We start from the raw sequence: 22,054 nt of genomic DNA, 5'->3' as shown, positions 1-22,054 counted from the left end.
TCGATCAAGGAAGGCGTGGATGGTCGGCACAAGGCCGACCATGACGACAGGGTCTCACTTTGCCCGCTTCGCCCCGACGAGCTCGTCCCATTTGCGGAAGGCGACGACCATCTTGTCGGGCTTCAGCGGCAGCTCGATCGGGTTGTTGGCGATCAGGTCGGCATATTCCGGCCGGCCGAACTCGGCGATGACCTTCTGGCTCGCCTCCGGCGCCAGCGAGAGCGGCACGTTCCTCACCGCAGGACCCGGATAGAGATAGCCCTCGTCATAGGAATAGGCCTGCATCTTCGGCGTCAGCACATGGGCCATGATGTCGAGCACGACGGCGAGGCGATCGTTCGGGATGCCCTTGGGAACGCACATGAAGAAGGCGTCCGAGACCCAATGGAAGCCCTTCAGCGTCTGGATCTTCGCTTCTTTCGGCACGATGCCGAGAGCACGCGGGTTGATGTCCCAGCCGGTGGTCGAGATGATGATGTCGCGCGAGCCGTCGCCGAACTCCTTCATCGTCGCGCCGGTGCCGGCCGGGTAGTACTCGATGTACTGGCCGAGCTCCTGGAGATAGGCCCAGGTCTTGTCCCAGCCATTGACCGGATCCTGCGGGTCCTTGTCGCCGAGGATATAGGGCAGGCCCATCATGAAGGTGCGGCCCGGGCCGGAATTGGTCGGGCGGGCATACATGAACTTGTTCGGGTTGGCCTTGGCCCAGGCGAGCAGCTCCTCGGCGGTGGTCGGCACGTTCTTGACCCTGTCCGGCATGTATTCGAGCAGCGGGCCGGAGGGGTAGTAGTTGACGACGACGCCGAAGCCGTCGCCCTGCGCCTTGTGCAGGTTGAGCGCCGCCGGCTCGTAATTGGCCTCGATATTCGGGAACTTGTCGGAGAAATCGGGCAGGATCTTCTGCCAGAGCTTCTGCTCGAGGCCAGCGGCGAGGCCGTCGCTGCCGGTCAGGATCAGGTCGAGATCGACCCGCCCGGCATCCTGCTGCGCCTTGAGCTTGCTGGCGAGCTCGGGGGCGGGTGCCTTCACGAAGGCGATGCGCGAGACCAGCTTGGGGTTGGCGGCGCGGTAGTCCTCGAACGCCTTCTGCATCAAAGCGAGCGCGCCGCCGACATCCATGATGCTGATCACGACCGGGCTGGTCGGCAGCGGCGGCGAGGCCGCGAAGGCCGGGCCGCCCGCGGCGACAGCAGCTAGACCGCCGAGCACGGTGCGGCGGCTGATGGCATTGAAATCCTCGGTCATCGCGTTCCCCTGTTATTGCTATGGCGTCTTGCCAAGGCGTCGCGGCGGCTCAAGGCCGGCGTTCGTAAAGGCGCTCGGCATCGCCGATGCGGATCCGCTCGACGAAGAGGCCATCCGACCATTCAACCGCGCCTTCGGCAAGGGTGATGCGATGCGCGTCGAGCGCGGGTCGGATTGCGGCGAGCGGATGGCGCGAGGCCATGGCGAGGGCCTCGTCGGCGGTGGCGATGCCCCAGGCGACGAGATTGCGCACCGCCTGGTCGAGGCAGAGAGCCGAGCCGGCGAGCAGGCCTTCGCCTTGGCGGACCGAGCCATCGGCGGTGAGATCGACCGCCATGCCGGCGAAGTGATAGCGGCCGATGGGGGCCGCGGCGGCGACCACCGCATCGGTGACCAGGATCGAACGTTCGAGGCCCTTGGCCCGGATCAGCGCCTTCAACGCCTTCGGGTGGACATGGATGCCGTCGGCGATGAAGCCGGCCATCAGCCGGTCCTCGGCGAGTTGGGCGAAAACCGGGTTGGCGAGCTTGTGCAGGTTCTGCGGCAGGCCGTTGCCGAGATGGGTGGAGAGGCTGAGCCCGACATTCGCGGCCGCGGCGACCACGTCGAAATCCGCCGCGGAATGGCCGATGGCGACGATCTTGCCGGCTTCAGCCAGCGCCTTCGTCAAAGCGAGGGCGCCTTCGCGCTCGGGGGCCAGAGTCACCATCAGGATCGGGCGGGTCAGGTCGCGCTCCAGCCCCGCGACGAGGTCGAGCTTGGCCGCGGTCATCGCCGCAGGCGGATGGCAGCCATGATAGCCCGGCGCCGGGTTGAGGAACGGGCCTTCGAGATGGTAGCCCGGGCACATCAGCGGACCGAGCCGGCTTTGCGAGACCGCGGCGTCGAGCGCCCGGAAACGCTCCTGCAACTCATGCGGATGGGCGGTGATCAGCGTCGGCAGGCAGAAGGCGACGCCGGTCTTGAGCATCGCCTCCAGCGCCCGGTCGAGATCGGCCGCGGTGATCGCGGGATCGTTGAAATCGACCCCGCCGAAGCCGTTGACCTGGAGGTCGACGAGACCGGGCGAGACGGGCATCGTCGTCTCAGCCCTGCTTCAGCAGCGCGGCGGCCGCCGGATCGATGAACATCACGGTATTGGCGTGCCGGCGCAGGATCGAGGCCGGGTATTGCGGCGAGATCTCGCCTTCGAGCGCGTGCTGGACCGCCTTGGCCTTGCGGGTGTCCGAGACCGACAGGATGATCAGTCCGCTCTTCAGGATCTGGTGCACGCTCATCGAGATCGCACGCTCCGGCACGGCTTTGAGGCTCTCGAACCAGCCTTCTCCGAATTGCTGGTTGCGACAGGCTTCGTCGAGCGTGACGACGATATAGGGGTCTTTCGTCTCGAAATCGGCCGGCGGATCGTTGAAGGCGAGATGGCAGTTCTCGCCGATGCCGGCGAAGCAGAGATCGATGCGCCGACCGGCGATCAGGGCGTTGAGGCGGCCCGTTTCGGCCTGCGCGTCGCCCTCGCCATTGACCGGCACGAAGGTCACCTTGCGGCCGAGCGGGGCGACGAAGCGCTCCTGCAGATAGCGCCGGAAGCTCGCCGGGTGCGATACGGGCAGGCCGACATATTCGTCGAGATGGAAGGCGGTGACTTTCGACCAGTCGATGCCCTCGGCGGCGACGAGGTGCTGCAGCATCTCGAACTGGCTGGCGCCGGTGGCGACGATGATGTTCGCCTCGCCATGGCGGGCGATGGCGGCGCGGATCGTCTCGGCGCCGAGTGCCGCAGCCTGCCGGCCGAGCTCCTGCTTGTCGGGGGTGATGCGGATATCGATCATGCTGCTCCTGCCCGGCACGACTATGGCGGTTGCCATCTGGGATACTACCATCCCAGTTGTCAGCCTAGCATGGGCGCGGGGCTATGCACCTGTCGCGAAGGCATGGCGCCGCAGCTTTTCGCGGGGCTTGCGCGCACAGGTTCGCAGCCAGCCGACGCGGTCTTCGACGACATCTGCGGCAACCCTATTCAGATCGCCCAGCGGCATTGAGAGGCAGGGCGCGCGCTCGCGCACAATAGTGGTCAGACTGCCGCTGACCCCCCTTCAAGGCGTGAAAGGACCTCATCCAACGTCAGGCGATACCACTTATTGTCGTGCACGAGATGGAATGTATCGCCCTTGCCATCGATCCAGGGCTGATACTTCGGCGTCTGGCCTTCGATGTCGAACGCGACGCGCCCGATGAACTCGGAGCGCGGCGGCTCCTTCAGGCGAAAGGCGCTGATCCTGTATTGATCTTCATCGTAGCGACCAACTCGCGCGACGATGCCATCCCTAAGAGCCAGCGCTACCGCACCGTTATTCTCCGTTGCCCAAGAGCTTGCGCCACCATCCGGATTGAAGCGCGTGATCAGCATCGATGTGTAGTGCTGCGTCCAGGCGGATCGTCCAATCACATTGAGCGCGTAGCAGCACCAGAACGGCATGCCGTCGTTCTCAGGTGTGTCGGGGCGGGCGACGCAATCCTGATGAAAGACCTCAGATCCGTCTGCCGTAAAGTATGAGACGCCGCCTAGTTTTGCGTCGTCCGACGCATCCTCATCGTCGTGGCCGATCCAGAACGATCCGTTCTCGCTCAGTTGGATAAATGCGACCGCACCACCGGCCTCGACCAAATTGATGACGGCGCCCGCTGAATCGTAGACGGTCGTATCGCGAAGTTCGCCGCTTCCTATGTTCCGGCTGGTTCTTGCCACCACCCAGCACTCGTCCGGCTTCACGGCAAAAACGATCCAGGCCGACTGGATACGAAACTTCGGCAATATCCTCGTTTCGCCGCGCCGATCGAAGAGAATGATCAGGGCATTCCCACTGGGGTCAGGAACGACTTTCCATTCCTCTTCCACCTTGCACCATTGGGGTGAAGCGTCGCTGTAGAGCGCAGCAAGCGTGTTCGAATCGACGATCGACGTTCCTATGCGCGGAAGGTCCTCGAACGTCTCCGGCAGTGAAATGCCGTCGGTGAGGCTGATCGTCGACATCGGCTAACCTGGCTCAGCGCTCGGTGATCTTGAACTCGACGCGGCGCCTGCCGCTGGCGATGGATGGCAAGCTCTAGCACAGCCGTGCCGGAAGGCATCGGCGGCCGGCGTGGGCGGTTCGTTCCCGCGGGCATGACGAAGGCCTTGCCAGCCCGCCAGAGCGTGGTCCGCTCCGTGACGTTCCGCGCAGGCTCCGTCAAAGATCGGATGTTAAACATCGGATGAATGATTGCAGGCGGTCTCGCGCTGTGCGAAAGAGCTGACACGAAACCAACAAGGCGAAGTCAGGGAGGCGGAATGCGGCGTGGCGTGAAGCCCGGCAAGATCGGTGCGATCGTCGCCCATCTCGGCGCGGCGATCGTGCGCGGCGAGGTCGCTCCCGGCGCGGCGCTGCCGCCCGAGCACGAGCTCGAGGCGCGTTACCAGGCTGGGCGTGGCGTGGTGCGCGAAGCCGTGAAGATCCTGGCCGCCAAGGGGTTGGTCAGCGTCCGCCCGCGCCATGGCACCCATGTCCGCCCCGCCCATGACTGGTCGATGCTCGACCGAGACGTGCTCGGCTGGCTGCGCGGCGGCGACGGCCTCGGCGACGAGATCCTGCTGGCCCTCGACGAGACGCGCGCCATCATCGAGCCGGCTGCCGCGGCGCTGGCAGCCGAGCGGGCGACGGCGGAGGACTGCGCCCGGATCGAGGCTGCTCTCGCCGCGATGGAGCGCGGGCAGGACGATCCGGCCGCCGCGATCGCTGCCGACAAGGCGTTCCACCTCGCTATCATCGACGCCACGCACAATCCGATCCTGCGCAGCTTCCGCGGCGTGATCGATACCATTCTGAGCGCGCTCTTCGACATCACGGTCGGCGTCTTCGCCGGCAATCTCGCAAATCATGCGGCTGTGGCGCAGGCGATTTCCGCCCGCGACCCCGCGAAGGCGCGCCGGGCGATGGAAGAATTGCTCGGCTACACCCAGCAGCACCTCCTCTCCGGCAGCCTGAAGCCGGCGCGAACCGAGAACGACAAACCCTAGGGAGAACGAGATGAAACTGAAGAGCCTGATGATGGCGGCCGCCCTCGCGGCCACGAGCTTCTCGGCGAGCGCGGCCTGGCCCGAGCGCCCGATCACGCTGGTCGTGCCCTGGGCCGCCGGCGGTGGTACCGACGCGGTGGCCCGCATGGTTGCTGCTGGACTCGAGAAGGAGCTCGGCAAGCCGGTCAACGTCGTCAACCGGACCGGCGGCGGCGGTGTCGTCGGCCATACAGAAATGGTCAACGCCAAGCCGGACGGCTACACGATCGGCCTCGCCACGGCGGAGGTCACGACCTTCTACTGGTCGAACACCGCCCCCTTCACCTATGAGAAGCTGACGCCGATCGCGCTGGTGAACTTCGATTCCGCCGCCTTCAACGTCGCGGCGAACTCGCCTTGGGGCGATCTGCGCGCCGCGCTCGACGACATCAAGAAGCAGCCGGTCGGCAAGTACAAGCTCTCCGGCATGGCTGCCGGCGCCGCCTATCACCTCGCCTTCGCGGGCCTGCTCCAGCTCGAGGGCATCGACCCCAAGGCCGTCGTTGTGGTGCCGAGCCAGGGCGCGGCCCCGGGCTTCCAGGAACTGGCCTCGGGCGGCGTGCAGATCGTCCCGTCCTCGCTGCCGGAAGGCAAGCCGATGTTCGATGCCGGCCGGGTCAAGTCGCTCGCCGTGATGTCGAAGGAGAAGATCGGCGCCTTCCCGACCGTTCCGACCGTCAAGGACGCGATCGGCAAGGAATATGAGGGCGGCACCTGGCGTGGTCTCGCGGCCCCGGCCGGGGTTCCGGCCGAGATCACCGCCAAGCTGGTCGAGGCGGCCGACAAGGTCGCGAATTCCGAGGAATACAAGAAGTTCCTCGCCGAGCGCGGCTTCGGCCATGCCTATGCCAAGGGCCCGGCCTTCGGCGAGTTCCTCGCCACGCAGCACAAGAACAATGGCGAGATCATGGGCGCGCTCGGCCTGCGCCTGCGCCAGTAGCAGCGAGACCCGCTCGCCTTATTCCTCGCGGAGCGCCGTCCCGGCGCTCCGCTCGCTCATCCGGGCAAATGCGCATGAAGTTCAATGATCTCGTCGCCGGGCTGATCTTCCTGGTGGTCGCCGGCCTCTTCGCCGCCGGCGCCTGGAACCTGCCCAATCCGTCGCAGCAGCCGCTCGGCCCTTCCGCCTTTCCGCTGATCCTCGCCGGCTTCCTGGTGCTCTGCGCCACGCTGCTCGCCTGGCAGGGGGCGCGCGCGCCCGATCGCGGGCCGGCGCTGGCGCTGGCCGGCTGGGCGCGGAGCCCCGTTGCGCTCGTCAGGCTCCTGCTCGTGCCCGGCGCGGTGCTGTTCTACGTGTTTGCCTCGGAAGCGCTCGGCTTCCTGATCGCCGGGGCGGTGATCCTGGCCGTGCTCTTCCTCGCCGGCGGCGTCCGGCCAAAGCTCGCCGTGCCGCTCGCGCTCGCCGCCGCGCTGGTGATGCACTCGATCTTCTATCTCGGCCTCGGGGTGCAATTGCCCTGGGGGCTGCTCGAACCCGTGCGCTGGTGAGACCATGCTCGACGCCTATGTGACCGCGCTGGGGATGGTGCTCGATCCCTATGTGCTCTTCGTCATCACCGCCTCCGCGATCTACGGCCTCGTCGTCGGCTGCATTCCCGGCCTGTCGGCGACGATGGCGACGGCGCTGCTGGTGCCGCTGACCTTCTTCATGCCGCCGGTGCCGGCGATCGCCGCGATCGTCACCACCTCGACCATGGCGATCTTCTCCGGCGACATTCCAGGCTGCCTGCTGCGCATTCCCGGCACGCCGGCTTCGGCCGCCTATGTCGAGGATTCCTACAAGATGACCCAGCGCGGCGAGCCGGAGCTCGCGCTCGGCATCGGGCTCTGGTTCTCGGTGCTGGGTGGGCTCTTCGGCACCGCAGTGATGATGGCGGCGGCGCCTGCGATCGCCGATTTTGCGCTGGGCTTCGGCTCGGTCGAGTTTTTCTGGATCGTCATGCTCGGGCTCGGCGGCGCCGTCTTCATCGGCTCGTCGACCCCGCTCAAGGCCTGCATCGCCCTGCTGCTCGGGCTGATGATCGCCATGGTCGGCATGAACAATCCGGCCGGCCAGCCGCGCTTCACCTTAGACTCCACCGAGATGCTCGGCGGCGTCTCGCTGATCCCGATGATGGTCGGCATGTTCGCCTGCTCGGAGGTGATGCGCCACATGATCGCCGATGGCAGCGCGCCGCAGATCAAGATCAAGAAGATCGGGCCGATCTTCGCCAATATGTGGCGGCTGACCAAGCAGTACCCGGTGCAGCTCCTGCGCGGCAGCGCGCTCGGCACGGTGGTCGGCATCCAGCCGGGAAGCGGCGCCGACATGGCGGCCTGGATGTCCTATGCGATGAGCAAGCGCTTCTCGAAGGAGCCGGAGAAGTTCGGAACGGGCCATCCGGAAGGGCTGATCGAGGCCGGTGCCTCGAACAATTCCTCACTCGCCGGCGCCTGGATCCCGGCGCTGGTCTTCGGGATTCCCGGCGATTCGATCACGGCCATCGCCATCGGCGTGCTGATGATGAAGAACATGGCGCCGGGACCGACGATCTTCGTCAGCAACCCGCAGAACGTCTATGCGCTCTTCCTCGTCTTCGTCATCGCCAATCTGATGATGCTGCCGCTCGGCTGGGCGATCATCAAGGTCGCTTCGAAGGTGCTGACGGTGCCGCGCAAGGTCCTGATGCCGATCATCCTGGTCTTCGCCATCCTCGGCTCCTACGCGATCAACAACTCGCTGTTCGATGTCGGGCTGATGCTGGCCTTCGGCGTGCTCGCCTTCGTGATGGAGGAGAACGGCTTTCCGGTCGCGCCGGTGATCCTCGGCGTGGTGCTCGGGCCGTTGCTGGAGGAGTATTTCATCAACTCGATGATCAAGTCCGATGGCAGCCTGCTCGGCCTCGTCGACCGGCCGATCGCCGCGGTGCTGGCGACGGTCACGATCGGCATCGTCGCCTGGACGATCCTCGCCTCGGTGCGGAGCGGGCGGCGGCGCGAGGTCACGGCGCAGGACCTGTAGGGACAGGTCGCTCCTGCTCGCGTTGCCCGGCGTTGCGCAGCGCAAGAGGACGGCACCGGATTTGCAGCGCCCGCAGGCCCAGCCTGCGGGCGCTTTTTTCGGGTGGGAGGATCAGGTTCCGGAAAGGCCCTTGAGATCTGCCGGCTCCGGGGCTACAGGCCTGCCATCGGCAGAAGGAAGTTTATGCGCAGAGGCCTCGTCTGAACCGCATCCAGCGGTGTCATCAGCCCCCCAAGGGGCTTCTCTGCTTGCGTTCCCATCTGCGGAAACATCATGAAAAACCTGGAAATCACGATCCGCGCCTATGAGGCGTCGACGGATCTCGAAACGCTGTCGGCCATCTGGTTCGCGGCTTCGCTTCTGGCTCACCCCTTCATCGGCGAGGAGCACCTGCGTGAGCAGCGCGTCCTGATCGAGACGAAATATCTCCCCGAGGCGGAGACCTTCGTGGCCTGCCGCGCCGGAGAGCCGGTCGGCTTCGTCAGTCTCCTCGACAACTTCATCGGTGGGCTGTTCGTCGCGCCCGGCCAGCAGGGGCATGGCATCGGCCGGACCCTGGTCGCCCAGGAGTTGAAGCTGAAGGGCGAGCTCTTGCTGGAGGTCTATACCGGCAACGTCCAGGCCCTTCGCTTCTACGAGGCCCTCGGCTTCGAGGAGCTGTCGAGAAGGGCGCAGGACGATGAGGGCCTGCCGTTCGAGAACGCGCAGCTGCGCCTGAAGGCCTGATGGCCTGATGGCCCGGCCGGGCGTCGCCCTGCCGTTCCTCGCGAATGCGGCTCCGGCCGCATTCGTTTCCGGTGCGCCTCAGCGCTCGGTGATCTTGAACTCGATGCGGCGGTTGCGGCGCCAAGCCTCGTCATTGTTGGCGACGTCGAGCGGCTGGAACTCGCCGAAGCCGGTTGCGGCAATGCGGTCGGCCGGAATGCCCTTGGTGATCAGATACTCGACCACGGCGACGGCACGCGCGGTCGAGAGATGCCAGTTCGAGGGGAACTGGGCCGAGCGGATCGGGCGGTTGTCGGTATGGCCGTCGACGCGCAGGATCCAGGGAATGTCCGGCGGCATCTCGCTGCCGAGATCGGCGATGATCGTGCCGAGCTTGTCGAGTTCGGCACGGCCTTCCGGCTTCAGCACCGCCTGACCGGCATCGAAGAAGACCTCGGACTGGAACACGAAACGGTCGCCGACAACGCGGATGTCGGGCCTGGTGCCGAGCACCTGGCGCAGCCGGCCGAAGAAGTCGGAGCGGTAGCGCGCCAGCTCCTGGACGCGCTGGGCGAGGGCGATGTTGAGGCGCGAGCCGAGCTCGGCGATGCGGGTCTGCGATTCCTTGTCCTTGGCCTCGGCGGCACCGATCGCCTCCTCCAGGGCGGCGAGCTGGCGGCGCATGGCGAGGATCTGCTGGTTGACCAGCTCGACGGTGGCCTGGGCCCGCGCCGAAAGCTGCTTCTCGGCTTCGAGCGCCTTCTGGCTCTCGGCGAGCTGCGCCGGGGCCTTGCCGTTGACGCTGTCGAGCATGCCCTGGATGCGGCTGCGCTCGGCCTGCTCGGTGGTCAGGGTCGACTGCAGCAGAGCGAGCGAATCCTTGGCCTCCTTGCCGGCGGCGCGCTCCAGCGCCAGCAGGTCGGTGAGCTCGGAGAGCTGGCGGTTCAGCCGGTCGAGCACCGTGTCCTTGCCGGAGATTTCCTGCGACAGGAAGAACTGGCCGAGGACGAAGACCGACAGCAGGAAGACGATGCCGATCAGCATCGTCGAGAGCGCATCGACGAAGCCCGGCCAGAAATTGACGTCCTCGCGGCGATGGGAGCGGGACAGGGCCATGCGCTAGCTCCTTGCGGTCAGAGCCGGCCAGGACCGGAGAACCGGGCCGGGCTCATGGCTCGGTCACCGTGTCGGCGGTCAGGCGTTCGATCAGGCGCTTCAGATCCTTTTCGCGGGCGGCCTGCGCTTCGACCCAGTCGCGAATCAGCTGCTGCTCGGAACGCATGTGTTGGACGAGGCCCTGGATGCCCTCGGCCAGATTGGTCATGGCCTGCGCCGCGGCGCGGCTGTTGGCGCCGTCCTGGATCGCGGCATGGAGCTTGTCGAAGCGCTCGCCGAGGCCGTCGAGGCCGGCACTGGTGCTCGTGGCGGTGCTGGCGCCGAGATAGCCCTCGATCTCGTTGCGGAAGCGGCGCTGGGCCTGCGCGACCTGGAGTTCGAGGAAGCCCAGCACCAGCGAGCCGGCTATGCCGAACAGCGAGGACGAGAAGGACAGGCCCATGCCCGCCAGCGGCGCGGCGAGGCCGGCCTTGAGCTCGTCGAACAGGACCCCGGCCTCGGCACCGGTGCGCAACGACTTGATGACGTTGCCGACGGAGGACACCGTGTCGAGCAGGCCCCAGAAGGTGCCGAGCAGGCCGAGGAAGACGAGCAGGCCGGCGAGATAGCGCAGGACCTCGCGGCCGTCGTCGAGCCTGACGGCGATCGATTCGAGCAGGCTCGCCGCCTGGTCGGAGGCGAGGCTGCGCCGTTGCAGTGCGGGCAGCACCGCGGCGAGCGGGCTGATCACCTGCGAGCGGTGAAGTGCGGCCTCCGCCGGGCTGGCGGCGAGCCGCGTCGCGGCGCGCGCCTCGCTGTCGATGCGCCAGAGCTCCCGCAGCGCGATCAGCACGCCGACCAGCAATGCGCCGACGATCAGGCCGTTCAGGCCCGGATTGGTCATGAAAGCGGAACGCAGACCGCCCTGGAGGATGAAGACCAGGAAGCCGATCAGCGCCAGGAAGACCAGCGCCCGGACGAAGTAGCGCAAGGGCCGCGAGAAGCGGAGCGTTTCGGAATGCAATGCGGGCATCGGCGCCGCAGCCGCATCCTCCCGCGCCACGGCCTCTGGGGCCGCTTCGTCATTGGCCATGCGTGGTATTCCGTTCCGTTTCTCCGCCCTTGGCAATGTCGCCTCCCGCCACGCCGGGATCAAGCGCGAATGCGGTCTACCCCGCCTCAGACCACCGTTTTGAGGGCGGCGCGCAGCGCGGGCTCACCGGCTTCATTGCCGCAGATCACGTCATGGGCCGAGGTCGGCTGCTTGCCGTCGAGCGTTCCGAAGGTGCCGCCGGCTTCACGGACCATCACCGCCGCCGCGCCGAAATCCCAGGTGTTGAGGCCGCGCTCCCAATAGGCGTCCATGCGTCCGGCAGCGACATAGGCGATGTCGAGCGCGGCCGAGCCCATGCGCCGGACATTGGCGAAGCGCGGCATCACCGCCGCCAGTTCGCGCAGGAAGAGCGGGTGGCCGCCCTTGCCGATATGCGGCACGCCCATGCCGATCAGCATCTCGGACGACTCGCGGCGGCCGGAGACACGCATGCGGCGGTTGTTGACATAGGCGCCCTTGCCCTTCTCTGCGATGAAGAGCTCGTCCTTGGCGGCATCGTAGACCACGCCGGCGATGAACTGGTTGTCGCGCTCCAGGGCGACGGAGATGTTCCAGTGCGGAATGCCGCGCAGGAAGTTGTGGGTGCCGTCGAGCGGGTCGATATGCCAGCGATTGCTCTCGTCGGTGCCGACGACGACGCCGCTCTCCTCCATGACGAAGCCATAGCCTGGCCGGGCCTTCTCCAGGGCCGCGCGCAGGATCTCCTCGGCCTTGTGGTCGGCCTTGGAGACGAAGTCGCCCGGGCCCTTGGCCAGGACCTGCAGGTTCTCGACCTCGCCGAAATCGCGCTTCAGCGAACGCGAAGCCTTCATCACGGCATCGGTCATCACGGTCATCAGCGGGGAACGGATCATCTTACGAACCTCAGGGCGCGCCGGGGGCGGCAGAATGGGATGGGCTATCAAAGAGCGGGCAGTTGGCGCCGGTCGGGTGGCGCGAATTCCGCCGTCACTTGCTCGGTTGGCTCGGCGTCGTCAAGGCCGTGGCCTCGATCCGGTCGGCGGCGAGGCGGGCGACGCGGGCGAGCTGCTCCGGGGAGAGCCGCTCCAGCACCTCGTCCAGCGTCGCATCGGCGAGGCCCTGGCCGCGGGCCGCCAGATGCCAGGCCGCGGCCTCGGCGAGGTCGGGCGGCACGGTGCGGCCGAACTGGTAGAGCTTGGCCAGCCGGTTCTGGGCGATGGCGTTGCCCTTGTTGGCGGCGCGGATGAACAGCCGCGAGGCGGCGCGCTCATCCTTGGCGACGCCGTCGCCATTGAACAGCATGATCGCGTATTCGACCTCGCCGGCGACATTGCCGCTGGCGGCCGCCTTGGCCATCCATTGCGCCGCCTTCTCCGCATCGGCGGGAACGCCGCGGCCGATCTTGTGGAGCACGGCGAGCGCATGCATGGCGTCGCCGATCCCGGCATTGGCTGCGATGCCGAGCGAGGCGAGCGCACGCTTGTCGTCGGCCGGCTGGCCGGTAGCGAGCAAGGCCAGAGCGAGATTGTAGTTCGCGGCCGGGTGGCCGGCGGCGGCGGCCTTCTCCAGCAGGGTGCCCGCCTTGGCGGGGTCGCGCGGCACGCCCTGGCCCTCAAGCGTCGCCATGCCGAGGGCGAAGATGGCGTTGATGTCGCCCCTTTCGGCGGCGAGCCGGTACCAGTCGGCGGAGGTGGCCGGGTCGAGCCGGATGCCGAGGCCCTGGCGGTAGATCTCGCCGAGCAGCGTCATCGCAGCAGCGTCGTTCGGATTGGTTTCGAGCCGCTTCAGCGCTTCGGTCTGGGCACGGCGATAGTGACCGGCCTGATAGGCACCATAAGCGAGGTCGGGCTCCGCCGCCCGGGCCGGCAGGGCGATGGCCAGCGCCAGCAAAGCGAGGCGCAGCCTCATCGAGCTTCCTTGCGCGCGGCATGCGCGGCGATCGCCGCATCGGCGGCGGCGACCTCGGCGCGGATATCGACACCCTCGGCGAAGAGCCACTCGCCCAGAGCCAGGAATTCGGCGCCGGTCTCGACCAGCGCGGGCACCGACTCGGCGTCGGGCGCATAGGCGATGCAGGGCGTCTCGAAGATCTCGGCCCACCAGGAGGCGCGCTCGATCACTGCGGGGAGCGGCGGCAACGAGCCGTCCGGACGCGGCTCGCCGAACATCACATAGTCGACCCCGGCCTCGCCGGCATCCATGGCGTCATGGCGCGAGCGCAGGCCGCCGACGCCGATGATCCGCTCCTGGCGCAGGCTGGAGCGGGCTTCGGCGATCGCTTCGACGCCCTCGGTGACATGGACACCGTCGGCGCCGCCGCGGCTGGCGACCTGGGCAGAAGCCTCGACCACGAGCGCGACGTTCTGCGCCTGTACCGGCGGGGCCAGCGCCTTGACGCGCTCGGTCAGGCTGCGCTCGTCGCCGGGCGCGAGCCGCAGCAGCACGGCCGCGACATCGCCTCCGGCGAAGGCCTGCATCAGGCGAAAGGAGATCGCGCCGGGGTCCAGGACCGGGGGCGTGACCAGCATCAGGCGGGTGCGGGGCGGTTGTGTGCTCATGATCGGCTGCGCAAACGGCCCGCGACGTGGTCCAATGTCAAGACCGCGAGGCCGGCGACGAGACTCCAGAAGGCCGAACCGACGCCGAAAAGCGACAGGCTTGAGGCGGCGACGGCGAAGGTGACGACCGCCGCGAAGCGCTCCTTGTCGCTGCCCATCGCCTGGCCGAGCGCGCCGGTGAGCGAGCCGACGAGGCCGAGTCCGGCGACGGCGATGATCAGCGCCTTCGGCATGGCGAGGATCAGCGCCAGCAAGAGGCCGGCGGTGGCGGCGATGGCGAGCCAGAAGAAAGCGTACCAGATTCCGGCCTTCCAGCGCTCCTTCGGGTCGGGATGAGTATCGGCGCCGGTACAGATCGAGGCGCTGATCGCCGCCATGTTGACCATATGGGCGCCGGTCGGCGCGGTCAGGAACGACATCAGCCCGGTGACGAACAGGCAGGAGGCGGTCGGCGGATGATAGCCGGAGGCACGCAGCACGGCGAAGCCCGGCAGGTTCTGCGCGGCCATGGTGACGAGATAGAGCGGTATGCCGATGCCGAGGATCGCCGTCAGGTCGAGATGCGGGGCGATCAGCTCGATATGGGTCAGCGCGACCGGCCCGGCCGGCAAGGTCGCGGTGCCAGTGGCGAAGGCGAGCGCGAGGCCGGTGCCCAAGGCCGCGATGACGCCGAGGAACGGGTTCCATAGCCGCGCCAGCAGGAAGACGACGAGCAGGGGCAGCACCAGCGCCGGCTGCAGGCGCATCTCGTCGAAGACGGCGACGACGAAGCGGAAGATCACGCCGGCCAGCATCGCGGCGGCGATGCTCATCGGAATGCGCTCGACCAGCGCGCCGAGCGGTCGGAAGGCGGCGGTCGCCATCATCAGCGCGGCGGCGGCAAGGAAGGCGCCGACCGCCGAGGCCATGTCGACGCCGCTCGCAGCCGCGATCAGCGCAGCGCCCGGCGTCGACCAGGCGCAGATGATCGGCATGCGGTGCCGCCAGGACAGGATGAGGCTGGCGAGCCCCTTGGCGATGGCGAGACCGGCGAGCCAGGAGACGGTCTGGCCGGGCGTCGCGCCGAGCGCCTGCGCCGCCGCCAGCACGACCGCGACCGAGGCCGCATAGCCGACGAAGACCGCGACGAGGGCCGAGAAGAGCTGCGACATCGGCGCGCCCTTACGAATCCCAGGCGGTCGGCCAGGTCTCGGCGAGCTCGGGACCGATCCTGACCGCCGAGACGAATTTGGCGAGGCCGCTGACATCGTCGGTCTCGACGGCGATGCCGGAGAGCGTGCCCTGGCCGAGCGCGGCCTCGAGCCTGGAGCCCGGCGTCTTCTGCAGGAAGCGGCGGATCGACTCGTCCTTCTGCATGCCGAGGATCGAATCATAGTCGCCGCACATGCCGGCATCGGACTGATAGGCCGTGCCGGCGGGCAGGATGCGGGTGTCGGAGGTCGGGACATGGGTGTGGGTGCCGACGACGAGGCTGGCACGGCCATCGAGGAAATAGCCCATGGCCAGCTTCTCGCTGGTCGCCTCGGCGTGGAAGTCGACGACGATCGCATCCGCGACGTCACGCAGCGGGCAGGCGGACAGCTCGCGCTCGACCGCGGCGAAGGGATCGTCGAGCGGGTCCATGAACAGGCGGCCCATGACATTGACGACGAGGACGCGGGCCCCGTTGCGCGCCTCGACCACGGCGGCGCCGCGCCCGGGCGTGCCCGGCGGGTAGTTGGCCGGGCGGATCAGCCGGGGCTGCCGCTCGATGAAGACCAGCGCTTCGCGCTGGTCCCAGGAATGGTTGCCGAGGGTGATGACATCGGCCCCGGCGGCGAGGATCTCGTCGCAGATCGCCTCGGTGATGCCGAAGCCGCCGGCGGCGTTCTCGCCATTGATGACGACGCAGTCGAGATTCCAGCGCTGGCGCAGGCCGGGGAGGCGGTCCAGCACGGCCTGGCGGCCGGCGCGCCCGACGATGTCGCCGAGGAAGAGTAGACGCATTGTCGGGGTCTCTGTGGCAGCAGCGGTCGCTTTCACTGCCGCGATTGCGTCGGCAAATCAACCGCCGCGCCGCTCAGGCGCAGCGTATGGTTTCGTTCTCGGTGACGATCCAGTCGAGGCTGCGGTCATGCGGTTCGTCGGGGACGGCCGGGATTTCCTGCGCGGCATAGCCGATGCCCACCGTGGCGAGGGGGCGCAGCTCGGTGATGACACGGTCGTAATAGCCCTTGCCGTAGCCGATGCGGAAACCGCGCCGGTCGAAGGCGGCGAGCGGCACGATCAGCACGGCCGGCCGGAGCTCGGCTTCCGAAGGCTGCGGCACCAGCGTGCCGAAACCGCCGGGGACGATCGGCTCCCAGGGGGCCCAGCGCCGGAAATGCATGCGCCCGGCGACGATCGCCGGCAGGCAGAGCGGCAGGCCGCGCTCATGCAGCGCTTCGAGGATCGGGCGCGGATCGGCTTCCGAGCGCATCGGCCAATAGGCCGAGACCGGGCCTTCCGGGAAAGCCGGCAGCGCCAGCACCCGCTCGGTGATGGCCTCGTCCCAGATCAGCCGGTCGTCGAGCTCGAGCGCGTCGCGCCGGGCCAGGGCCTCGGCACGCAGCTTGGCCTTGCGGGGGGAGGGGGCGGGAGAGGCGGCTTCGGTCATGGACAGTGCGGAGCCACCTCGGCCGTGGAGATTTCGATCCCGGGACACCTACAAAGTAGGTGGGCGCCGTGTGTCCGGGTCCAGGGACCCGGTCAGGGACAGCTCCCTAGGGAGTCGTATGGGCCCGGGAATACATGACTCTCACGCACCAGGCAGCCCCGCCCCGCCAAGGTAAGGCGCATGCCGGCAAAGCGCCAGAGGGATCATGTGATCGCCCGAGAAATTATGCGGCGCTCCACCGCGAACCCTCATCCTGCGAGACGCTGCCTCGTGCTCGCTCCTCAGGATGAGGGCGCCGCCGGGTGTGTGCCTCAGGCCCCCCGCGCCAGCCCGTGGCGGATCACCCGGTCGATCAGATCGGGATAGGCGATGCCGCTGGCGGCGAGCGCTTTCGGGAACATGCTGATATCGGTGAAGCCGGGGATGGTGTTGATCTCGTTGACCAGCGCGCTGCCGTCCGGGCGCAGGAAGAAGTCGACGCGGGCCATGCCGTCGCAGCCGAGCGCATGGAAGGCGCGCTTCGCCAGGGCCTGGAGCTTCGCGATCGTCTCCTGCGGCAGATTGGCCGGCACCTCGACCCGGGCCCCGTCCTCGTCGATATATTTGGCCTCATAGGTGTAGAAGCCATGGCTCGCGGCGGCGGCGATCTCGCCCGGCAGCGAGACGATGGTCTCGCCATCGGCCTGTTCGAGGACGCTGAGCTCGATCTCGCGGCCTGCGATGAACTCCTCGACGAGGACGACGCGGTCGTGGCGGAAGGCCTCGGCGAGCGCGGCTGCGAAGCTCTCCGCGCTCGTCGCCTTGCTGACGCCGACCGAGGAGCCCTGTCGGGCCGGCTTGACGAAGAGCGGCAGGCCGAGGGCTGCGGTGGCCTGTTCGAAGCTCGGCATCTCGCCCGGCCGGGCGGTGAGCGAGCGGGCGACGCCGAGTCCGGCCTCGCGCAGCAGCCGCTTGGCGATGTCCTTGTCGAGCGCATTGGCCGAGCCGACGATGCCGCAGCCGGCGAGCGGGACGCCGGCGACCGCAGCCAGCCCCTGGACCGAGCCGTCCTCGCCGTCGAGACCGTGCAGCACCGGGAAGAGCACGTCGATCTTGGGCAGGGCCTGCGGCGCGGCGCCATCCTGCAGGCGCAGCAGGCGCCCGCCACCGCCGGGCAGCAGGCAGAGCTCGGGGCCGCCCTGCGGGATCGGATCGGGCAGGACGCCATTCTCCAATGCGAGCTCGCGCCACTGGCCGGCCTTGGTGATCAGGATCGGCACGACGTCGTATTTCGCCTTGTCGATCGCCTTCACCACATTGGCGGCGGACATCAGCGAAACCTCGTGCTCGGCGGATTTGCCGCCGAGGAGAATTGCCACCCGGACCCTGTCGCTCATCGTCATCGCCTTCATCGACTCGTTCAGCTCCCGAGCCTCAGTCCGGGATGATTGAGGAATTGCAAAGGCAGCAGTACCGCCGCGATGATGGCCTGATCAGCCCGCCGCGGTTGGAAGCAGGCTGCGCGCCACGCCCTCGATGCGCTCGGCCGCCGCCTCGAGCGCATCGGCCGCGCGCTGCTCGATCTCGCCGGCGCGCTGGTCGGCCGAGCCGGCGTCGCCCTGCAGCGAAGCCAGGTGGTCCTCCAGCCTAGCGACCTTTTTCTGCAACTCGCTGACCTCGTCGGCGACCATCAGCGCGGCCATGACATGCAGGCGCATGTCGCCGATCTCGCCGAAAGCCTGACGCATCTCCTCGATCTTGCCATCATAGAGGCGGGCGAGATTCTCCAGATGGGGCTCCTCGCCCTCGCCGCAGGCCATCCGGTAGGCCTTGCCGGCAATGGTGACGTTCACCTGCGGCATCTCTGCTCTTTCTTCAGCTTTCAGCGTCGTCCGGCGCTTCGGCCCGCGCGATCATCTCGTGCAGGGCCGTCATCGCCTTGTCGAGCCGACGGTCGACCTCTTCGGCAGCGCCCTGGACATGGCCGAGCTTCGCCATGGTGCCGTCGAGCTCGACGGCGAGGCGGGCACGGTCGTCCTGCATCAGCGTCAGCTCGGTTTCGAGATTGGCACGGCCGCGCTCGGCCTCGAGCCGCCGGCGGGCGGCCGCTTCGAGCTGGCCGAGCGCGCCTTCGAGGCGCGACAAGGCGTGATCCAGTGCCGGAGACGCCACGTTTCTTCCTTTTCAGGCCGGCGCAAGCCGGCTCAACCGATTCGGGAGCCTAGTGCATGTCGCCGCACCCCGAAAGGCCGACCTTGGCCCGGAAACGCCTCTAAGGCTCTGAAGCGCCGGGCGATTCACAGGAATTCCGTGCCGTGCGCGAGCCGCTGCTAGTCCGGGAAGCGGTGGATTGCGCAAAAATCGCCTGGGCGGTTCGAATTGACTCCGCTTGCGGCGAAGGCATATCGAACGCGCGCCTTTTTCCGCAACCGTTTCCCGCTCGCCGGCCCATTTTCACGCGCGAGCGGATGTCCTGCCCCCCGGAGTGAGCCAATGACGATGCCCGCGATCGACCGCGCCCAACACGAGCGGCTCGCCAACGCCATTCGCTCGCTCTCCATGGATGGTGTCGAGCAGGCCAAGTCCGGCCATCCCGGCCTGCCGATGGGCGCGGCCGACATCGCCGCGGTGCTGTTCTCGCGCATCATGAAGTACGACGCGGCCGCGCCGTCCTGGCCCGACCGCGACCGTTTCGTGCTCTCGGCCGGCCATGGCTCGATGCTGATCTACGCGCTGCTCTATCTGACCGGCACGGGCGGCCTCGGGCTCGACGACCTCAAGAAGTTCCGCCAGCTCGAATCGAAGACCCCGGGGCATCCCGAGAACTTCATGACCAAGGGCGTCGAGACCACCACCGGCCCGCTCGGCCAGGGACTCGCCACCGCGGTCGGCATGGCGATGGCCGAGCGCATGCTCGCCGCCGAGTTCGGCAAGAAGCTGGTCGACCACAAGACCTATGTGCTGGCTTCCGACGGCGACCTGATGGAGGGCATCAGCCAGGAGGCGATCGCGCTCGCCGGCCACCACAAGCTCAACAAGCTGATCGTGCTCTGGGACGATAACGGCATCTCGATCGACGGGCCGCTCTCGATTTCCGATTCGGTCGATCAGGTCGCCCGCTTCAAGGCCTGCGGCTGGAAGTCCGAGCGCGTCGACGGCCATGATCCCGATGCGATCGAGGCGGCGATCCGCCGCGCCCAGAAGTCGAACAAGCCGACCATGATCGCCTGCAAGACGGTGATCGGCTTCGGCGCGCCGAAGAAGGCCGGCACCTCCAAGGCCCATGGCGAGCCGCTCGGCGCCGAGGAACTCGCCGCCGCCAAGAAGGCGCTCGGCATCACCGGCGGTCCGTTCGAGGTCGCCGCCGACGTGCTCAAGGCCTGGCGCGATCTCGGCGCCGCCGGCGCCGCGTCGCACAAGGAATGGCAGGGGCTGCTCTCCGGCCTCTCCGAGCGCAAGCGCGGCGAATTCGAGCGCCGTCTCGGCCTGACTCCGCCGGCCAAGCTCGGCAAGGCGGTCATCGCCCACAAGAAGGCGCTCGCTGCCAATCCGCAGGCGGTCGCGACCCGCAAGGCCTCGGAGCTGGCGCTCGATGCGATCGTACCGGTGATGCCGGAGCTGGTTTCCGGCTCGGCCGACCTGACGCCGTCGAACAACACCAAGGCCAAGGGCCTCGAGGACTTCACCCCGAAGACCCCGAAGGGCCGCTATATCCGCTACGGCATCCGCGAGCACGCCATGGCGGCGGCGATGAACGGTATCACCCTGCATGGCGGCTTTCGCACCGCCGGTGGCACCTTCCTGGTCTTCGCCGACTATGCCCGCCCGGCGATGCGCCTCGCCGCGCTGATGGGGCTGCCGGTCGTCTATGTGATGACCCATGATTCGATCGGCCTCGGCGAAGACGGGCCGACCCATCAGCCGGTCGAGCACCTCGCCTCGCTGCGCGCCATGCCGAACATGCGCGTGCTGCGCCCGGCCGACGCGATCGAGACCGCCGAGGCCTGGCAGATCGCGCTCGAGCGCACCGACGGGCCGACCGTGCTCGCCCTATCGCGCCAGAATCTCGCGCCGCTGCGCCAGGACGGCACGGCGACCAACCGCTCGGCGAAGGGTGGCTACGAGCTGCTCGCCGCCGAGGGCGGCAAGGCGCAGGTCTCGCTCTTCGCCTCGGGCTCCGAGGTCGAGATCGCGGTCGCGGCGCGCAAGCTCCTGGCCGAGAAGGGCGTACGCGCCCGTGTCGTCTCGGTGCCCTCGCTCGAGCTGCTGCTGGAGCAGGACGAGGCGGTGAAGGCGGCGATCATCGGCGAGGCGCCGGTCAAGATCGCGGTCGAGGCGGCGGTCCGCTTCGGCTGGGACGCCGTGGTCGGCGCCGATGGCGGCTTCGTCGGCATGTCCTCCTTCGGCGCCAGCGGCCCCTACAAGCAGGTCTATGCGCATTTCGGCATTACGCCGGAAGCAGTGGCGGAAGCCGCGATCAAGCGCCATAACGCCTGAGTTTTTGCGGCCGAACCATGCATCCGCCATGGTTTGGCCGATTTGCCCGCACTAATGGCGCTAGCTGCGCCGCCTGAAGGCGAAGGAGAGGATTGAGATGACGGTCAAGGTGGCGATCAACGGCTTCGGCCGCATCGGGCGCAATGTTCTGCGCGCGATCATCGAGTCGAAGCGCAAGGATATCGAGGTCGTGGCGATCAACGATCTCGGCCCGGTCGAGACCAATGCGCATCTCTTCCGCTTCGATTCGGTGCATGGCCGCTTCCCCGGCACCGTGACCGTCTCCGGCGACACGATCGATGTCGGCCGCGGGCCGATCAAGGTCACCGCCGTGCGCGATCCCAAGGATCTCCCGCACAAGGCGCTCGGCGTCGATATCGCGCTGGAATGCACCGGCATCTTCACGACGCGCGAGAAGGCGAGCGCCCATCTCGCCGCCGGCGCCAAGCGGGTGCTGGTCTCGGCCCCCTGCGACGGCGCCGACCTCACCGTGGTCTACGGCGTCAACCATGGCGAGCTGACCAAGGACCATATCGTCGTCTCGAACGCCTCCTGCACGACCAACTGCCTCGCGCCGGTGGTCAAGGTGCTGCATGACGCCGTCGGCATCGACAAGGGCTTCATGACCACCATCCATGCCTATACCGGCGACCAGCCGACGCTCGACACCATGCACAAGGATCTCTATCGCGGCCGCGCCGCGGCGATGTCGATGATCCCGACCTCGACCGGTGCCGCCAAGGCGATCGGCCTCGTCATCCCCGAGCTGAAGGGCCGCCTCGACGGCACCTCGATCCGCGTGCCGACGCCGAACGTCTCGGTCGTCGACTTCAAGTTCATGTCGAAGCGCAAAACCACGGTCGAGAAGATCAACGACGCCATCATCAAGGCCAGCAAGCGCGGGCCGCTCAAGGGCATCCTCGCCGTCACCGACCAGCCGAACGTCTCGATCGACTTCAACCATGATCCGGCCTCGTCGACCTTCGCGCTCGACCAGACCAAGGTGATGGACGAGAAGCTCGTCCGCATCCTGACCTGGTACGACAATGAGTGGGGTTTCTCGAACCGGATGAGCGACACCGCCGTCGCCATGGCGAAGCTGATCTGACCCGACCGGGTCCATGAATGGCCGCGCCCTGCGCGGCCATTCCTCTTTCACGAACGGGAAAGC

The 22,054-nt window shown here is 67.7% G+C and carries 22 protein-coding genes and 1 other RNA gene; 7 read left to right on the top strand and 16 right to left on the bottom strand.

All coding sequences use genetic code 11. The annotated features are described in order from the left end of the window. Window positions 1–54: 54 nt before the first annotated feature. The 4 genes from ACWGRX_RS07490 to ACWGRX_RS07475 all read right to left on the bottom strand — a co-directional run bounded on the left by ACWGRX_RS07490 (window position 55) and on the right by ACWGRX_RS07475 (window position 4,276). The gene (locus tag ACWGRX_RS07490) at window positions 55–1,245 is read right to left on the bottom strand and encodes an extracellular solute-binding protein (RefSeq protein WP_452117022.1); all 1,191 of its coding nucleotides are present in this window, start codon (window positions 1,243–1,245) and stop codon (window positions 55–57) included. A 49-nt stretch (window positions 1,246–1,294) separates the two neighbouring features. Then, window positions 1,295–2,323: an N-acetylglucosamine-6-phosphate deacetylase gene (locus ACWGRX_RS07485; protein WP_452117021.1), complete on the bottom strand. Its 1,029-nt coding sequence runs from the start codon at window positions 2,321–2,323 to the stop codon at window positions 1,295–1,297. 7 nt (window positions 2,324–2,330) lie between these two features. Beyond that, window positions 2,331–3,074, bottom strand: a complete 744-nt coding sequence (locus ACWGRX_RS07480; protein ID WP_452117020.1) for a glucosamine-6-phosphate deaminase — start codon at window positions 3,072–3,074, stop codon at window positions 2,331–2,333. 242 nt (window positions 3,075–3,316) lie between these two features. Further along, window positions 3,317–4,276, bottom strand: a complete 960-nt coding sequence (locus ACWGRX_RS07475) for a hypothetical protein (RefSeq protein ID WP_452117019.1) — start codon at window positions 4,274–4,276, stop codon at window positions 3,317–3,319. Window positions 4,277–4,573: 297 nt separating this feature from the next. Here ACWGRX_RS07475 and ACWGRX_RS07470 point away from each other — a divergent pair, with 297 nt between their 5' ends. The 5 genes from ACWGRX_RS07470 to ACWGRX_RS07450 all read left to right on the top strand — a co-directional run bounded on the left by ACWGRX_RS07470 (window position 4,574) and on the right by ACWGRX_RS07450 (window position 9,065). Beyond that, on the top strand, window positions 4,574–5,299 hold the full coding sequence (locus ACWGRX_RS07470) for a FadR/GntR family transcriptional regulator (RefSeq protein WP_452117018.1): 726 nt from the start codon (window positions 4,574–4,576) through the stop codon (window positions 5,297–5,299). A gap of 10 nt (window positions 5,300–5,309) precedes the next feature. Beyond that, on the top strand, window positions 5,310–6,278 hold the full coding sequence (locus tag ACWGRX_RS07465; RefSeq protein WP_452117017.1) for a tripartite tricarboxylate transporter substrate binding protein: 969 nt from the start codon (window positions 5,310–5,312) through the stop codon (window positions 6,276–6,278). 74 nt (window positions 6,279–6,352) lie between these two features. Then, complete coding sequence (locus ACWGRX_RS07460; RefSeq protein WP_452117016.1) at window positions 6,353–6,826, top strand: tripartite tricarboxylate transporter TctB family protein; 474 nt, start codon at window positions 6,353–6,355, stop codon at window positions 6,824–6,826. Window positions 6,827–6,830: 4 nt separating this feature from the next. Beyond that, on the top strand, window positions 6,831–8,339 hold the full coding sequence (locus tag ACWGRX_RS07455; protein WP_452117015.1) for a tripartite tricarboxylate transporter permease: 1,509 nt from the start codon (window positions 6,831–6,833) through the stop codon (window positions 8,337–8,339). Between the two features lie 273 nt (window positions 8,340–8,612). Continuing rightward, window positions 8,613–9,065 carry a GNAT family N-acetyltransferase gene (locus ACWGRX_RS07450; protein WP_452117014.1) on the top strand — a complete coding sequence of 151 codons (453 nt, stop codon included), beginning with the start codon at window positions 8,613–8,615 and terminating at the stop codon, window positions 9,063–9,065. Window positions 9,066–9,143: 78 nt separating this feature from the next. Here ACWGRX_RS07450 and ACWGRX_RS07445 read toward each other — a convergent pair whose 3' ends face one another. From ACWGRX_RS07445 to ACWGRX_RS07390, 12 genes are all read right to left on the bottom strand, one after another. After that, on the bottom strand, window positions 9,144–10,160 hold the full coding sequence (locus tag ACWGRX_RS07445; protein ID WP_452117013.1) for a peptidoglycan -binding protein: 1,017 nt from the start codon (window positions 10,158–10,160) through the stop codon (window positions 9,144–9,146). A gap of 52 nt (window positions 10,161–10,212) precedes the next feature. Continuing rightward, window positions 10,213–11,232 carry a flagellar motor protein MotA gene (locus ACWGRX_RS07440; protein ID WP_452117012.1) on the bottom strand — a complete coding sequence of 340 codons (1,020 nt, stop codon included), beginning with the start codon at window positions 11,230–11,232 and terminating at the stop codon, window positions 10,213–10,215. A gap of 86 nt (window positions 11,233–11,318) precedes the next feature. Then, a complete protein-coding gene (locus tag ACWGRX_RS07435) occupies window positions 11,319–12,107 on the bottom strand; it encodes an inositol monophosphatase family protein (protein WP_452117011.1) in 789 nt (262 codons plus the stop codon). A 94-nt stretch (window positions 12,108–12,201) separates the two neighbouring features. After that, window positions 12,202–13,122 (bottom strand): tetratricopeptide repeat protein, encoded by a 921-nt coding sequence (locus tag ACWGRX_RS07430; RefSeq protein ID WP_291641684.1) that lies wholly within the window; start codon window positions 13,120–13,122, stop codon window positions 12,202–12,204. Further along, complete coding sequence (locus tag ACWGRX_RS07425) at window positions 13,119–13,772, bottom strand: thiamine phosphate synthase (RefSeq protein WP_452117010.1); 654 nt, start codon at window positions 13,770–13,772, stop codon at window positions 13,119–13,121. The genes ACWGRX_RS07430 and ACWGRX_RS07425 overlap by 4 nt, the downstream gene beginning before the upstream one ends. Next, a complete protein-coding gene (locus ACWGRX_RS07420) occupies window positions 13,769–14,923 on the bottom strand; it encodes a benzoate/H(+) symporter BenE family transporter (protein WP_452117009.1) in 1,155 nt (384 codons plus the stop codon). Before ACWGRX_RS07420 ends, ACWGRX_RS07425 begins: the two co-directional genes overlap by 4 nt. Window positions 14,924–14,933: 10 nt before the next feature. Beyond that, window positions 14,934–15,758 carry a TIGR00282 family metallophosphoesterase gene (locus ACWGRX_RS07415; RefSeq protein ID WP_291633070.1) on the bottom strand — a complete coding sequence of 275 codons (825 nt, stop codon included), beginning with the start codon at window positions 15,756–15,758 and terminating at the stop codon, window positions 14,934–14,936. A gap of 73 nt (window positions 15,759–15,831) precedes the next feature. Then, window positions 15,832–16,407 (bottom strand): 5-formyltetrahydrofolate cyclo-ligase, encoded by a 576-nt coding sequence (locus ACWGRX_RS07410; RefSeq protein ID WP_452117008.1) that lies wholly within the window; start codon window positions 16,405–16,407, stop codon window positions 15,832–15,834. Window positions 16,408–16,413: 6 nt separating this feature from the next. Beyond that, a non-coding RNA gene (gene ssrS, locus ACWGRX_RS07405) (6S RNA) lies at window positions 16,414–16,569 on the bottom strand. Window positions 16,570–16,718: 149 nt separating this feature from the next. Then, window positions 16,719–17,783: a D-alanine--D-alanine ligase family protein gene (locus ACWGRX_RS07400; protein ID WP_452117007.1), complete on the bottom strand. Its 1,065-nt coding sequence runs from the start codon at window positions 17,781–17,783 to the stop codon at window positions 16,719–16,721. 96 nt (window positions 17,784–17,879) lie between these two features. Further along, window positions 17,880–18,248, bottom strand: coding sequence for a cell division protein ZapA (locus tag ACWGRX_RS07395; protein WP_291641403.1), 369 nt, complete (start codon window positions 18,246–18,248; stop codon window positions 17,880–17,882). 13 nt (window positions 18,249–18,261) lie between these two features. Further along, on the bottom strand, window positions 18,262–18,558 hold the full coding sequence (locus ACWGRX_RS07390) for a DUF4164 domain-containing protein (protein ID WP_291648258.1): 297 nt from the start codon (window positions 18,556–18,558) through the stop codon (window positions 18,262–18,264). Window positions 18,559–18,885: 327 nt separating this feature from the next. Here ACWGRX_RS07390 and tkt point away from each other — a divergent pair, with 327 nt between their 5' ends. Beyond that, a complete protein-coding gene (gene tkt, locus ACWGRX_RS07385; RefSeq protein WP_452117347.1) occupies window positions 18,886–20,883 on the top strand; it encodes a transketolase in 1,998 nt (665 codons plus the stop codon). 97 nt (window positions 20,884–20,980) lie between these two features. After that, the gene (gap, locus tag ACWGRX_RS07380; RefSeq protein ID WP_291641405.1) at window positions 20,981–21,991 is read left to right on the top strand and encodes a type I glyceraldehyde-3-phosphate dehydrogenase; all 1,011 of its coding nucleotides are present in this window, start codon (window positions 20,981–20,983) and stop codon (window positions 21,989–21,991) included. Window positions 21,992–22,054 lie beyond the last annotated feature (63 nt).

The sequence above is a fragment of the Allobosea sp. NPDC055594 genome (genome assembly GCF_053618995.1).
Note: the sequence above shows the minus strand (reverse complement) of the source record. Positions and strands in the feature narration are given on the sequence as shown.